Annotated in this window: 16 protein-coding genes and 1 tRNA gene; 9 read left to right on the plus strand and 8 right to left on the minus strand. The window is 67.3% G+C overall.

The features are described from left to right. Window positions 1-5 precede the first annotated feature (5 nt). The gene (locus J7D54_RS04815) at window positions 6-404 is read right to left on the minus strand and encodes a VOC family protein (RefSeq protein WP_209455209.1); all 399 of its coding nucleotides are present in this window, start codon (window positions 402-404) and stop codon (window positions 6-8) included. A gap of 81 nt (window positions 405-485) precedes the next feature. Further along, window positions 486-1,790 carry a DUF2254 domain-containing protein gene (locus tag J7D54_RS04820; RefSeq protein ID WP_182764455.1) on the minus strand — a complete coding sequence of 435 codons (1,305 nt, stop codon included), beginning with the start codon at window positions 1,788-1,790 and terminating at the stop codon, window positions 486-488. 70 nt (window positions 1,791-1,860) lie between these two features. Here J7D54_RS04820 and thpR point away from each other — a divergent pair, with 70 nt between their 5' ends. Both thpR and J7D54_RS04830 read left to right on the plus strand, forming a co-directional pair. After that, window positions 1,861-2,439: an RNA 2',3'-cyclic phosphodiesterase gene (thpR, locus tag J7D54_RS04825; protein WP_182764454.1), complete on the plus strand. Its 579-nt coding sequence runs from the start codon at window positions 1,861-1,863 to the stop codon at window positions 2,437-2,439. Window positions 2,440-2,460: 21 nt separating this feature from the next. After that, window positions 2,461-2,542 (plus strand) — tRNA-Leu (locus J7D54_RS04830). Here J7D54_RS04830 and J7D54_RS04835 read toward each other — a convergent pair. The 4 genes from J7D54_RS04835 to J7D54_RS04850 form a co-directional block, all read right to left on the minus strand. After that, window positions 2,524-3,405 carry an amino acid ABC transporter permease gene (locus tag J7D54_RS04835; protein ID WP_182764453.1) on the minus strand — a complete coding sequence of 294 codons (882 nt, stop codon included), beginning with the start codon at window positions 3,403-3,405 and terminating at the stop codon, window positions 2,524-2,526. The two genes, J7D54_RS04830 and J7D54_RS04835, sit on opposite strands and share 19 nt — an antisense overlap. Further along, window positions 3,402-4,082, minus strand: a complete 681-nt coding sequence (locus tag J7D54_RS04840; RefSeq protein WP_143570909.1) for an amino acid ABC transporter permease — start codon at window positions 4,080-4,082, stop codon at window positions 3,402-3,404. The genes J7D54_RS04835 and J7D54_RS04840 overlap by 4 nt, the downstream gene beginning before the upstream one ends. Window positions 4,083-4,154: 72 nt before the next feature. Continuing rightward, window positions 4,155-5,012, minus strand: coding sequence for a glutamate ABC transporter substrate-binding protein (locus J7D54_RS04845; protein WP_182764452.1), 858 nt, complete (start codon window positions 5,010-5,012; stop codon window positions 4,155-4,157). Window positions 5,013-5,054: 42 nt separating this feature from the next. Next, the gene (locus tag J7D54_RS04850; protein WP_182764451.1) at window positions 5,055-5,828 is read right to left on the minus strand and encodes an amino acid ABC transporter ATP-binding protein; all 774 of its coding nucleotides are present in this window, start codon (window positions 5,826-5,828) and stop codon (window positions 5,055-5,057) included. Between the two features lie 193 nt (window positions 5,829-6,021). Here J7D54_RS04850 and J7D54_RS04855 point away from each other — a divergent pair, with 193 nt between their 5' ends. The 4 genes from J7D54_RS04855 to J7D54_RS04870 are packed head-to-tail and all read left to right on the plus strand — an operon-like array spanning window position 6,022 to window position 9,827. Further along, on the plus strand, window positions 6,022-7,137 hold the full coding sequence (locus J7D54_RS04855; RefSeq protein WP_182764450.1) for a PP2C family protein-serine/threonine phosphatase: 1,116 nt from the start codon (window positions 6,022-6,024) through the stop codon (window positions 7,135-7,137). Then, complete coding sequence (locus tag J7D54_RS04860; RefSeq protein WP_182764449.1) at window positions 7,134-9,083, plus strand: glycosyltransferase family 2 protein; 1,950 nt, start codon at window positions 7,134-7,136, stop codon at window positions 9,081-9,083. Before J7D54_RS04855 ends, J7D54_RS04860 begins: the two co-directional genes overlap by 4 nt. Next, complete coding sequence (locus J7D54_RS04865) at window positions 9,080-9,409, plus strand: STAS domain-containing protein (protein WP_182764448.1); 330 nt, start codon at window positions 9,080-9,082, stop codon at window positions 9,407-9,409. Before J7D54_RS04860 ends, J7D54_RS04865 begins: the two co-directional genes overlap by 4 nt. Window positions 9,410-9,428: 19 nt before the next feature. Beyond that, window positions 9,429-9,827, plus strand: a complete 399-nt coding sequence (locus J7D54_RS04870) for an ATP-binding protein (protein ID WP_182764447.1) — start codon at window positions 9,429-9,431, stop codon at window positions 9,825-9,827. 64 nt (window positions 9,828-9,891) lie between these two features. Here J7D54_RS04870 and J7D54_RS04875 read toward each other — a convergent pair whose 3' ends face one another. Both J7D54_RS04875 and J7D54_RS04880 read right to left on the minus strand, forming a co-directional pair. Continuing rightward, entirely contained in the window at window positions 9,892-10,545 is a 654-nt protein-coding gene (locus J7D54_RS04875) for a YigZ family protein (RefSeq protein ID WP_370585866.1), read from the minus strand. Further along, a complete protein-coding gene (locus tag J7D54_RS04880; protein ID WP_182764446.1) occupies window positions 10,538-11,017 on the minus strand; it encodes a peroxiredoxin in 480 nt (159 codons plus the stop codon). Before J7D54_RS04880 ends, J7D54_RS04875 begins: the two co-directional genes overlap by 8 nt. A 107-nt stretch (window positions 11,018-11,124) precedes the next feature. On the opposite strand from J7D54_RS04880, the gene J7D54_RS04885 reads away from it, so the two are divergent. Genes J7D54_RS04885 through J7D54_RS04895 form a run of 3 tightly spaced genes read left to right on the plus strand, consistent with a single transcriptional unit; the run spans window position 11,125 to window position 13,001 of the window. Further along, window positions 11,125-11,448, plus strand: coding sequence for a DUF3618 domain-containing protein (locus tag J7D54_RS04885; protein ID WP_076060406.1), 324 nt, complete (start codon window positions 11,125-11,127; stop codon window positions 11,446-11,448). A gap of 23 nt (window positions 11,449-11,471) precedes the next feature. Next, window positions 11,472-11,768: a co-chaperone GroES gene (locus J7D54_RS04890; RefSeq protein ID WP_076060408.1), complete on the plus strand. Its 297-nt coding sequence runs from the start codon at window positions 11,472-11,474 to the stop codon at window positions 11,766-11,768. A 51-nt stretch (window positions 11,769-11,819) separates the two neighbouring features. After that, window positions 11,820-13,001, plus strand: coding sequence for a cytochrome P450 (locus J7D54_RS04895; protein ID WP_076060411.1), 1,182 nt, complete (start codon window positions 11,820-11,822; stop codon window positions 12,999-13,001). The last annotated feature ends 11 nt before the right edge of the window (window positions 13,002-13,012 follow it).

The following is a 13,012-nucleotide window of genomic DNA, read 5'->3' on the forward strand; positions in this document are numbered from 1 at the left end:
GCTGCCTAGCCGGCGGCTATGTTGATGCCCCACTCGACGCCGAACTGGTCCGTGAGGTCGCCGTAGTGGTCGCCCCACATCTGCTGCTCGAAGGGCGTGACCACTGTGCCGCCCTCGGCCAGCGCGTCGAACCACCGGCGACCGGTCTCGGCGTCCTCGCCCCAGATCACGATGGTGGTGTTGCCCTTCTCCTCGGGCGCGTCGTTCGTCGGGGTGTCTGCGGCCATCAGGGTGAAGCCCTCGGCGTCGAGCTGGCCGTGCATGATCTTGTGCTCCAGTTCAGGGGCGGAGCTGTAGTCCGCAAACGGGGTGGTCGTCAGTTCGCCGCCGAAGACCGATTGGTAGAACTCCAGGGCGGCGGTGGCCTGGCCGTTGAACGCGATGTACGGGCTCATTCGAAGCATGGAACCGTTCCTTCCGGTTGGGGCTTCCAACGCTACGACGCCCGGGGTCCACGCGGCGACGGTTCCTTCAGGCGGCCCGCCTCAGGGCTTGGCCGGCGGCGTGAGCGTGCTCTGAGCCCGGCTGGTCTCCACGTAGCTCCGCAGCGCGGCGGTGTCGCGCGCGCCCAGCTCCGCTTCGCTCAGGATGGTGTCGACGTGGAGGTCAGCGAGGCGGGCGACCTCGGGATCGACGGCGGCCACCCGGATCCGTGCGGCCAGGTCCACCAGCGCCTCCAACACGATGCGGGCACCGAGCGCGTAGGGGCGGATGTGGTCGAAGGGCGTGTCGACGATCTCCCCGATCGTCACGGGGCGCAGGTAGACGCGGGGCACGCCCTCCTCGTCGACCAGCACGTTGGCGCTCTCGGCGCGGCTGACGACGGTCGTCACTCCTGAGGCCACCTGCTGGATGGCGTTGACGGCGGTGTAGGGGTCGTTGTTGCCCGGCGACAGGCCGCGAACTGCCAGTTCGACGATCTGCTGCTCAGCGAAGCGGACGTCCTGCTCCGTGGAGCGGCTGGGCCGTGTGTGGAGGTGGTCCCTCAGGTGTGGCTCGACCCCCTCAGCGCGCTCCGCCGGCCACATCTGGGCGATGGGCTCGCCCTCGATCACCTGGTCGCCGGCCCGCTTCAGCAGCCGGACCGACACCCCGGCCGCCGTGGCCGCGTCCGCGAGCGCGCGCCCGTCGATATGGGTGAGGTAGCCGTCGACGGGGGAGCCGAGGACCGCGCCGCCGTCGGTGGGGGCGTCGATGGTGTCGTGCTCCGGCGCTTCCGGGTCGAGCCAGTTGCGCCCCACCGCCCGCTGGAAGTCGCGGCGGACGCCTTCAGAAATGGTTTCGACCTGCACGGAGCTCGCGATGTGGTGGATGAACCAGACGAACAGGAAGACGTCGATGATGCCCAGCAGAATGACCGCGTTGACGGCGAGGTGGGGCACGAAGACCGTGCCGTCGTCGCTGGTCGAACGGATGGTGCGCAGCACCAGGAGGGTGTAGACGAAGGTGGCGGTGAGCACCCCCAGCACCACCTGGTTGTCGCGGTTGCGCATGAAGTTGCGCACCAGGCGCGGCCCGTAGGTGGTGGACGCGGTGCTGATGACCGAAATCGTGATGGAGAACGCGGTGCCGGCCACGCCCAGGAAGGCCGCCACTGACGCGAGGAGGGCGCGGGCGCCGTCGACGCCGGTGTCGAAGAGGAAGCTCCGGATGAAGCCGGGAAGCTCGAGCGAGGCGCGATCTGCGGCGACGAGGGTCTGCGCCACCAGTATCGCGGCGGCGATGAAGAGGGCAGGCACGAACCAGAAGCGCTGCGGGATGCTGGTCAGGAACGCTCGTAATCGGCCCACGGAGTCCTCCTCGTCGTCGTCGTTCGACGCTACCGCAGACAGGTTCAGGGGAGGCCAGTAGCGTTGAGGTATGTCGAAGCGGATGTTCACGGCCGTGCTGCCGCCGCCAGAGGTGATCCAGGAGCTGGACAGCTACGTCGCCCCGCGCCGCGAGGCTGACCGTGACCTGCGCTGGACCCGCCCCGAGGGGTGGCACCTGACGACGTCGTTCATGGGCCACGTGGGTGTCGGGCGCGATGAATACCTGGAGGACCATCTGGCGGAGGTCGCGGCGGGGACACAACCGTTCGAGGTGCGCATTGCGGGGGGCATCGCGTTCCCGAACCCGGTCAGGGCCCGCATCATCGGCCTCGGGGTGCCGGTGGGCCACGAGCCGCTGGCGTCGCTCTCCGCGCACTGCCGCACAGCCGCCTCCCGGGCCGGGATCGACGTCGACGGCAGCAGGTTCGTCGGGCATTTGACGTTGGCCCGCAACAGTCGCGGGGTACAGGCCACCCGGTGGTTGACCGTGCTGGACTCGTTCCCCGGCTGGTCTTGGAAGGCCGACGAGCTGGTGCTCATCGAATCCCGGAGCACCGGGTACGGCTTCGGCTATGAGGTGGCCGCGCGTTTCGCGCTGGGACAGCCTGTGGTTCATCCCTACGCGTAGCGGCTAGAATCTAGCTCGCTTGCGCAAGTGGTGGAATTGGTAGACACGCAGGATTTAGGTTCCTGTGCCTTCGGGCGTGAGGGTTCAAGTCCCTTCTTGCGTACTCAGTTCCCGGGCCGGCGGCTGCGCCGCGGTGATTCGCCCGGCCGTCTTGCCGCGCTGCTTCAGCCGCTGCTCCACCAACTGGGCCAGGCTGGTCACCAGCAGGTTGAGCAGGATGAACAGCAGCGCGCCCACCACGAACGTCACCGTCAGGTTCCCGAACCGGTTGCCCATCTGGCGCACCCGGTTCAGCAGCTCGGGGTACAGGATGATGTAGCCCAGCGCGGTGTCCTTGAGGACGACGACGAGCTGGCTGAGCAGCGTGGGCATCATGGCCGTCAGGGCCTGAGGTACCAGGATCAGGCGGCGGGTCTGGCTGGCTGTCAGTCCGATGGACAGGCCCGCCTCACGCTGGCCCGAGGGGAGGGAGCCGACGCCGTTGCGGACCACCTCGGCGATCACCGCGCCGTTGTAGCAGGTCAGGCCCACCACCACTGCGCTGAAGCTGAGTGAAGGGCCCGCCAGGTCCGTGTTGTACGTCAGCAGGTAGAAGACGAACAGCATCATGATCAGCACCGGCACGGCGCGGAAGAACTCGACGATGACCGACGAGAGCCACCGCAACACCTTGAGGTCCGACATCCGGCCCATCGCGAACATGAGCCCGAAGATGAACGCCAACACCATGCTGAGGGCGGCGGCGAGGACGGTCTGCTGGATGCCGGGCAGGAAGTACTGCTGCCACGCCTCCAGCGTGAACACGGGAGCCCAGCGGTCCGGCGTGATCTGTCCGGCGTTCCAGAGCGTCAGCACTATCCAGGCGCCGGCGCCGAAGATGATGAGCACGCCGATGGAGGCGTAGATGAAGTGGCGACGGCGGGTGCTGGGGCCGGGCGGGTCGAAGAGGGCGGCTGCGCTGTTCACCGACGAACCGCCAGCTTCTTCGACAGCCAGCCGGTCAGCAGCCCCATCGGCAGCGTGAGCACCACGAAGGTGAGGGCCACCAGGCCGAAGATGAGGATGATCACGTCGGAGCGGAACTCGATCATGCGCGCCATGGAGTGCGACACCTGGGCCACACCGATGGCCGTCACCACCGTGGTGTTCTTGGTGAGCGCGATGAGGACGTTGCCCAGCGGGGTGATGGCGCCGCGCAGCGCCTGGGGAAGGATGATGTGGCGCAGGTTCTGGCTGAAGGTCAGGCCGATGGAACGCGCCGCCTCTGCCTGCCCGACGGGGATGGTGTTGACGCCGGAGCGAAGTGCCTCACACACGAACGCCGCGTGGTACACCGCCAGCGCGATGATGGCCAGCCGGATGTTGGTGTCGATGATGTAGGTGGCCGACTCGCGGGAGGCGAGCTGCAGGCCCAACTGGTTCCACAGGATGAGGTTCGCCGCGATCACGATCAGCGTCAGCGGGGTGTTGCGGAACACGTTGACGTACACCGAGCCGGCGAAGTTCAACGCCCGCACGGGCGTCAGCCGCATGATGGCGACGATGGTGCCGAGCACGAACGCCAGCAGCGCGCCCCACAGGGTGAGCTGCAGGGTCAGCCAGACCGCTCCCAGGAAGTTGAAGCGTTCGATGAGTTCCAGCACGGCACCTCCTCGTCAGATGTGGATGGGAGAGCGCGACGGGTGCGTGGGGCACCCGTCGCGCCCGGTCACGCGTCAGTCGCAGTGGCCGCCCGGCTCAGCGGGGTTGGTGTCGGGGTTCGGCGTGTACTTCGCCGGCCCCAGGTTCTTCTCGATGGCCTCGTCGATGGCGCCCTCCTCGAACAGCTCGACGAGCGCCTCATTGATCTGCTCGCAGAGCTCGCTCTCCTTGGCCACCCCGATGCCGTACAGCTCCTCGCTGAAGGGTTGGCCCACCACGCGGAACTGCCCGGCCCACTGCTCCTGGGCGGCGTAGCCGGCGAGGATCGAATCGTCGGTGGTCAGCGCGTCGACGCTGCCCGATGCCAGAGCGTCCACGCAGGAGGAGTAGGTGTCGTACTCCTGCAGCTGCACGCCCGGGTATTCCTCGGCCACGCGCTCAGCCGGCGTCGAACCCGACACCGAGCAGAGGATCTTGCCCTCGAGGTCGTCAGGCCCGTTGATGGTGTCGTCATCGGCCTTCACCAGCAGGTCCTGGCCCGCGACCAGGTAGGGGCCGGCGAACTGGACGCGTTCCTTGCGGGAATCCGTGATCGAGTAGGTGGCGACGATGAAGTCGACGGTGCCGGCCTCCAGCATGGTCTCGCGCTGGGGCGACGGCGACTCGGTCCACTCGATCTGGTCTTCGGAGTAGCCGAGCTTTTCGGCGACGGCCTTGGCCACGTCGACATCGAAGCCGGACATCTCGCCCCCCTCCTGGAGGCCGAGACCCGGCTGGTCGAACTTGGTGCCGATCTTGATGGTGCCGCTGCTTGCGCCGTCGCCACCGGTTTCGGTGTCGGTCCCGGTGTCGTTGCCGTCGCCGCCGCAGGCGGTGAGGGCGAGTGCAGCCGCCGCCGCGATGGCGGCGATTCGGTAAGTGGTCCTACGCATGGATCTTTCTCCTTTGAAAGTCTGTGGTGAAGGGAAGGGTTCTCAGTGTGTGAGGATCTTGCCGAGGAAATCCTTGGCTCGGGCTGACTGGGGTTTGGTGAAGAATTCCTCCGGGGTGTTCTCCTCTACGATTGCGCCGTCCGACATGAACACAACCCTGTCGGCGGCCTTGCGGGCGAAGCCCATCTCATGGGTGACGACAATCATCGTCATCCCTGACTGGGCCAGTTTGGTCATGACGTCGAGGACCTCATTGATCATTTCCGGATCCAGCGCCGACGTGGGCTCATCGAAGAGCATCACCTTCGGCTCCATCGCGAGCGACCTGGCGATCGCGACACGCTGCTGCTGGCCGCCGGAGAGTTGCGCCGGGTACTTGTGGGCCTGCTCCTGGACGCCGACCCGCTTGAGCAGTTCCATCGCCCGCTCCTTCGCGACGGCGGGTTTGACGCCCCGGGCCTTGATGGGTCCCATCGTGACGTTCTCGAGGATCGTCTTGTGATGGAAGAGGTTGAAGCTCTGGAAGACCATGCCCACGTCTGCGCGTAACTGCGCCAGGGCCTTTCCCTCTTCAGGTAACTCCGTGCCTTCGATGGTGATGGAGCCGGACTCGAAGGTTTCCAGGCGATTGATGGTCCGGCAGAGCGTCGACTTGCCGGAGCCGGACGGGCCGATGACCACGACGACCTCGCCCTCCCTGACGGTGAGGTTGATGTCCTTCAGGACGTGCAGTTCACCGAAGTGCTTGTTGACGTCCTTGAGCACGACGAGAGGCTGGCCGAGCCCGGAGTCGCGTGTCGAAGTGGTGTCGGTCATGGAGGCAAGTTAGTTGCCTGGCCGGTCACTCGCAGGCATAGGCGGGGTTTGTAACGGGATCGTGACTTTTGCTCAGTCTCTCCCCGCCCCATCTTTCGGCTACCGGAATGTCCGGTTGGTGGCCTAGGCTCTGGCCTGACAAGGGGGCCTTTTGCTTATCGACGAGGTACGACGCCAATCCGCGCTGGATGCCATGGGCATTCTTGACACCCCGCCCGATGAGCGGGTGGACCGCGTGACCAGGCTGGCGCAGCAGATGTTCAACGTCCCCATGGTGAGCGTCTCGCTCATTGACAGAGACCGGCAGTGGCGCAAATCGGAGGTCGGGATCGGCTCCTCGGAGTCCCCCCGGCAGGACTCATTCTGCGATTACACGGTGCGGCAGAACGCCAGCGTGGTGGTGGAGGACGCCACCTCGTCGGAGGTGTTCGGACTCAACCCCTATGTGGTGGGGGAGCCGCACGTGCGGTTCTACGCCGCGGAGCCGCTGCACGCGCCCGGGGGCGAACCTGTGGGCACCCTCTGCATCATCGACGTCAGGCCCAGGGCCTTCAGCGACGCAGAAATGAGCGTGCTGCGTGACCTGGCGTTCTGGGTTGAATCCGAACTGGCACGTGATCAGGAGATGAACCACGCCGCGCTGGTCCAGCAGGCGCTGCGCCCCGGAACGCTGCCCCAGGTGCCGGGTTACACGGTGGCCGCTGACACCCGCCCCGTCGGCACCCTTTCCGGCGACATGTATGACATGGTGCTGCGCGACGGCAGGTTGCGTGTCAGCTTGGCGGACGCGATGGGCAAGGGGATCGGGCCGGCGATCGCTTCATCCTTCGTCCGTGCCTCGCTGGGGACGGCCCCCGGCCGCGACATCGTCGAGGCGGTCACGGAGGCAGACCGTCTCCTCGACTCTGCTCAGTGGGATACCACCTTGTTCGTCACCGCCGTCCACGCCGAACTGCACATCGATTCGGGCATGTTGGAAATCGTCGATGCCGGCCACGGGTTGGCGTTCATCCTGCGAGCCGACGGGGAGTTCGAGCAGTTGCGCTCCACCGGGCTGCCCCTCGGAATGGGTGCAGGGCTCGGCGAGCAGCGGGTGTCCACCCGCACCCGCCTCCTGGAGGGCGACATGTTCCTGTGCTGCAGCGACGGCCTGCTCGATGTACTCGACCCCGACGACCCCTTCGCCCAGGTGGCGGAGACGCTGCGGGCGCTCGGCCCCAACGGCGCGGTCCGCGAAGCCATGGCGCTGGCAACCTCGACGCCGGCGACGGACGACCTCACCGTTCTGGCCATCCGGAGGGACCAGTGAACGCGCGCTTCATCGCGATCCGGGTGCTAGCGGTGCTGACTGTGCTGCTGGGCACGAACTATGTCGCGTGGCGCTGGCTCGAATCGGTCAACTGGTCTGCCTGGTGGATCGCGGTCCCGTTGGTGATGGCTGAGACCTACAGCGTCATCGACACCTTCCTGTTCGCCCTCACCATGTGGCGCTCCAGGGAGCGCCCGGCGCCCATGTCACCGCCCCAGGGCACCGTCGATGTGTTGATCACTACCTACAACGAGCCCATCGAGATGGTGCTGCGCACCGCCCGCGCCGCCCAGCGGATCGCCTACCCACACACCACGTGGATCCTTGACGACGGGGCCCGTGAGGACCTGGCGCTCGCCGCGCGTGCCGAGGGCATCGGCTACATCATCAGGCCCGACGACTGGGCGGGGAAACCGCGCCACGCCAAGGCCGGCAACCTCAACAGCGCCCTCTTCCAGACCGACGGCGAATTCCTGCTCATCCTCGACGCCGACCAGGTACCGGACCCGCTGATCCTGCACCGCACCCTCGGCTATTTCGCCGACGACCCTGAGGTTGCCCTCGTGCAGACGCCCCAGTGGTTCGGCAACGTCGACGATGCCGATGTGCTCGGTAGCCAGGCCCCCTTGTTCTACGGCCCCATCCAACAGGGCAAGGACGGCTGGAACGCGGCCTTCTTCTGCGGATCCAATGCGGTTTTGCGCCGGGAAGCCCTCATGCAGCTGGGCATCGTCGGCTACGTGCGGGACGTGGCAGCCTCGACGCGCCGCGTGCTGCGCGCCTCCGAAAAGATGCTCGGCCGCGAGATCAGCAGATCCGCGGACGAGGACCTTCGCGTCGAGCTCGCTGAACTGCGGGCCGCGCTGGCCTCCGGCCGCACCCGCATCGCCGACGGTGAACCGATCGCCGAGGTGACCTACGAACTGCGCGAACTCGTGTCCACCTCCTCACAGCGGATGGCGGCGCGCGACCTGACCGCCATGCAGGTGGACCTCGCCGAACTCAGCCTCCTGCCCGTCGAACACGACGCCGAACTGGACACGGTGGTCATCGACGAGCAGGCACTCGACAGGTTGACGGAGGCAGATCTGTCTCCGGTGGCTTCCATCCAAGTGGTGGCCCGGCTGCTGGATGCGCTGCGCATCGACCGGGGGGCGGAAGCCCAGCCGGTTCTCCCGCTGGCCACCATCTCCGTCACCGAAGACATGGCCACCGCCATGCAGTTGCACGCCCTGGGCTGGCGCAGCGTCTACCACCACGAGGTGCTGGCCACCGGCCTGGCTCCGGAGGATCTGCGCACCATGCTGACCCAGCGCCTGCGCTGGGCCCAGGGCACCCTCCAAGTGATGCTGCGCGACAACCCGCTGGTCAAGCGGGGGCTGTCGCTCGGGCAGCGGCTCATGTACTTCGCCACCATGTGGAGCTATCTGGCCGGGTTCGCCGCCATCGTCTACCTGGCAGCCCCCGTGATCTACCTGCTGTTCGGGGTGCTTCCGGTCTCCGCGTGGAGCCAGGACTTCTTCATCCGGTTCATTCCCGCGTTCCTCATCAACCAGTTGCTGTTCGTTGTCGTGGGCCGAGGGATGCGCACCTGGCGCGGGCAGCAGTATTCGCTGGCCCTGTTCCCGGTGTGGCTCAAGGCGTGCTGGACGGCGTTCGCCAACGTTGTTCTGCGCAAACCGCTCAACTTCGCGGTCACCCGCAAGGACGGCGGCGATCCCTCAGGCGTGCCGTGGCGCGAGATCTGGCCGCAGTTGACGGCGATCGCCGTGCTGCTCGTGGCCGTCGTCGTCGGTGCGCTGCGCGTCGTGGCCGGCACCGCCGACGGGTTGGGCACCCTCGTCAACACCGCCTGGGTCGCCTATGACCTGATCGTCCTGAGCGTCATCATCCAGGCAGCCGCCTACCGCGGCCCGCGTCCCGCCCTCGCTGAAGGAGAACAGTGAATCTCACGACCAATGTCGCTGAACGATATGTGATTGTCTCGATCGAAGGTCGATTCACCGCCGCGGTGGCGCCGCTGCTACGCCACCGCGTCGATGACCTCATCTCAGAGGGGCACACCAGGGTGGTGGTGGACCTGGGCGCCACTGCGTTCATTGACTCCTCCGGCCTCGGTGCACTCATCGGCGCTTTGAAGGCGGCGAGAGTTGCCGGAGGTGATCTTCGGATCGCGGCCGCGCCCGAGCAGGTCGTTTCGGTGCTGCGTCTCACGAACCTCGACAGGGTCCTGCGCAACCACGCCACGCCTGACTCGGCGTTCGATGCGTGATGACACCACACGCGTCAGCGTGGTTGAGGGACTGGCCGAGACCGCTCTGATCGAGCGGGTCCTGGAGGCGTACGAGCTTCTGCGCCAGGGCTGGCCGTCCGGGGACGAGGAGGACCATCAACTCTTCGCACTGGCCCTGAGCGAGGTCACCACCAACATCATCCAGCACAGCCGAACGGACACAGCGGTGACCCTGACGGCCAGGATGACCCTCACGCCAGAGGGTGCAGGGGCGTGCCTGACCGACGACGCCATTCCCGCCCACCTTGATTGGGATTCCATCGCGATGCCGGAAGCCGACAGCGAGTCGGGCCGGGGACTGGCGCTGGCTCAGGCGGTACTCGACGAGTTCAGCCACGAGCCGTCGCCCGGCGGCAACATCTGGCGGTTGGGCCGCTCCTTCGGCGTGCGTAGCTGATCGAGGACCAAGGTTCGGGGCCGTTACCAGGCGACCGCCACGCCTCGGGGTGACGGGCACCGGATCAGCCGACCCAGCGCTCGCCGATGCCGGTTGCCGTGAGGGCGCCGGCCGACATCGTCGCCAGCGCCGTCGCCAGTTCCTCTTCGTGCCCAGCGCTCACCGCCACCCTGATGTGCGCCTTGTCGCTCCACTCAACGCCGTCAACGACGACCGCCTCGCCCGACGGCAGCACCAGGCCGCGGAGCTGGTCCTCCATGCCGCCGGCGGACGCGAAGTCGACGTCGATCTGCAGCAGACGGCACAGCTGGACCGTCCGGATCCCCGCGGCGTCCACGGCCTGGGCGACAGTGTCGGAGTAGGCCCGCACGAGACCCCCTGCGCCGAGTTTGATCCCCCCGAAGTAGCGGGTGACCACGGCCACGACATCAGTCAGCGAGTTCTTCTGCAGCACCTGCAGCATCGGTATCCCCGCGGTTCCGGCGGGCTCGCCGTCGTCAGAACTTCGCGCCGTGCGGGCGTCGGGGCCCAGCACGAACGCCGAGCAGTTATGTCTGGCGCTGAAGTGCACCGAGCGGCGTTCCTCGATGACCGCGCGCGCCTCGTCCTCGGTCGTCACCCGCCTGAGACGGGTGAGGAAGCGGGAGCGCTTGATCTCGAGTTCGACGTCGACGCCGTGCCCCGGCGGGGCGTCGATGGTCAGGAAGTGGTCAGACACCCAGTTCGCGGCGCAGCTTCGCCACGTGTCCGGTGGCCTTCACGTTGTACTGCGCGACGCGGACCAGGCCGTGGCCCTCGTCGTCGACGTCGATCACGAAGGTGGAGCGGAGCACACCCTCGATCTCCTTGCCGTACAGCTTGCGCACCCCGTAGGCGCCGTAAAGGTTGTGCACCTTCTTCTCCGGGTCTGCCAGCAGCGTGAACTCGATGTCGGAGTTCGCCTTGAACTTCGCCAGCCGCTCCACAGCGTCCGGTGAGCAGCCGAGCACGGTGTATCCGGCGTCCTGGAAGGCGTTCAACGACGCCGAGAAGTCGACGGCCTGCGTGGTGCAGCCCGGCGTCATGGCGGCGGGGTAGAAGTAGAGAATGACCGAGCGTCCCGCGAAGCTGCTGAGCGAGACGTCGTTGCCGGCCTCGTCGGGCAGCGTGAAGTCAGGAGCGGGCGTTCCGGTGGTCAAACGTGCGGTCATGGCCGCCAGTGTAGTGCGGCGGCGCCGCGCCCGTTCTCCGCGTCTTCTGGCGTGAGAGCCCCAGTGTCAATAGGCTGGAGGGCAGAGAACCTACCGAGGAGCACTCTATGAGCACCCGTTCAGTCGATGAGATCCGCGTCGACCTCGCCGCCAACCGCGCGAAGCTGGCCAACGCCACCTCCGAGGCCGTCGAGTCGATGAAGCCGAAGAACATCGCCCGCGAATCGGTGTCTCAGGTCAAGGAGTTCGCCAAGACCGAGTTCGAGACCGCCACGTCGTCGTTCAAGGACGAGAGCGGCGCCTGGCGCACAGACCGTCTGCTGATGATCGGCGGCGCAGTCGTGGGGGCGGTGGTGTTCTTCATGGCCGTCTCGTCGGTGGCGAACAGACGCAGCCTGGCTTCGCAGGCGCGTCGGGCGATCGAGAAGTGAGCGAACCCAACCTGGCCATTCGAATGCTGCACGACCGGGTCCTCGTCGATGTCGACGCGGTGTCCGGTGAGCGACGCAGCGGCGGGGGGATTCTCATTCCAGCCACCGTGCAGATGGGTAGGCGACTCACCTGGGCCAAGGTGGTGGCCATCGGCCCCAATGTGCGCTCGGTCGAGACGGACGACCGCGTGCTCTTCGACCCCGAAGACCGGGCGGAGGTCGAACTCCAGGCGCGCACCTACGTGCTGCTGCGGGAGCGCGACATCCACGCCGTCGCCTCCACCTCCGTGGCCGACGGTGGCACCGGCCTCTACCTCTGACCTGCGCCCGCGGTCCGTCGGCCGCCTAGGCTGAGGGTCACAGGAGGTGCAATGACCGACGACCAGCGCCGCGCCCACAAGCCGGGCGAGCCAACCGAACCCAGGTTGGAGCGCGTGGGAGACCTCTGGCGGATCCGCTCCCTCGAAGCTGCCCGCCAGGTGTTGCGCGCCCGCCACGCCACCACCCAGGCGGGCTTCACCGCCGAGTACATCCCCAAGGGCGTGCTCAAGCACCACCCCATCCTGATGTCGGACGGCCCCCTGCACGACGAGCAGCGCTCGAAGGTGGGCCGGTTCTTCGCGCCCAAGGTGGTGCGTGAGCGCCACGGCGACCACATCTCCCTGGCGGCCGCGCGGCACGTCGACGGCCTCTCCGGAGAGGTCGTCCTCGACGACCTGGCGCTCCTCTACAGCGTCGAGGTGACGTCGCGGATCGTCGGGCTGACGGAGTCGCCGGTGGAGAAGATGGCCACCCGGCTCGTCTCGTTCTTCCGCCAACCGCCCCTCGACATCACCCGCAAGGACCTGGGCCGCACCCGTCGCCAATGGATGCAGGCTGCCTGGCGCGGGCTCGTGCCCGTCGCCAGGTTCTACGGGGCAGATGTGCGGCCGGCGGTGCGACGCCGTCGACGGGAACGCCAGGGCGATGTCATCAGCCACCTCATCGACGAGGGCTACACCAACGCTGACATCCTGGTGGAGTGCGTCACCTACGGCACGGCGGGCATGGTGACCACCCGCGAGTTCATCACGATGGCCGCCTGGCACCTCCTCACCACTCCGGCGCTGCTGGAGCGCTACCTGGTCGCGGGGGGCGTGGAGCGCCACGCCATCCTCAACGAGATCATCCGGCTGGAGCCCGTCGTCGGGCACCTCTACCGGCGGGCGCAGGAGGAGATCGAGATCACCGACGGGGAGCAGCGCGCCACCATCGCTCCAGGCGACCTCGTCGACGTGTGCGTCCGGCAGGTCAACGCCGACGCCCAAGCCGTAGGGGAGGGGCCGCTCGCCCTCCGCCCGGCCCGCGAGCTTCCGCCCGGGGTCGACGAGGCCGTCATGACCTTCGGGGACGGGGCCCATCGGTGCCCCGGCCAGCCCCTGGCGATCTTCGAGACCGACGAGTTGCTCACGCGTCTCCTAGCCCGCCGCCCCCGTCTTGCGCAGGAGCCGACGCTGACCTGGGACGACCTCATCGAGGGTTACGTACTCCGTGGCCTCCGACTGCTTGTATAAAGTTTGTCGAA

The organism is Tessaracoccus sp. MC1865 (assembly GCF_017815535.1).
Lineage (GTDB): Bacteria > Actinomycetota > Actinomycetes > Propionibacteriales > Propionibacteriaceae > Arachnia.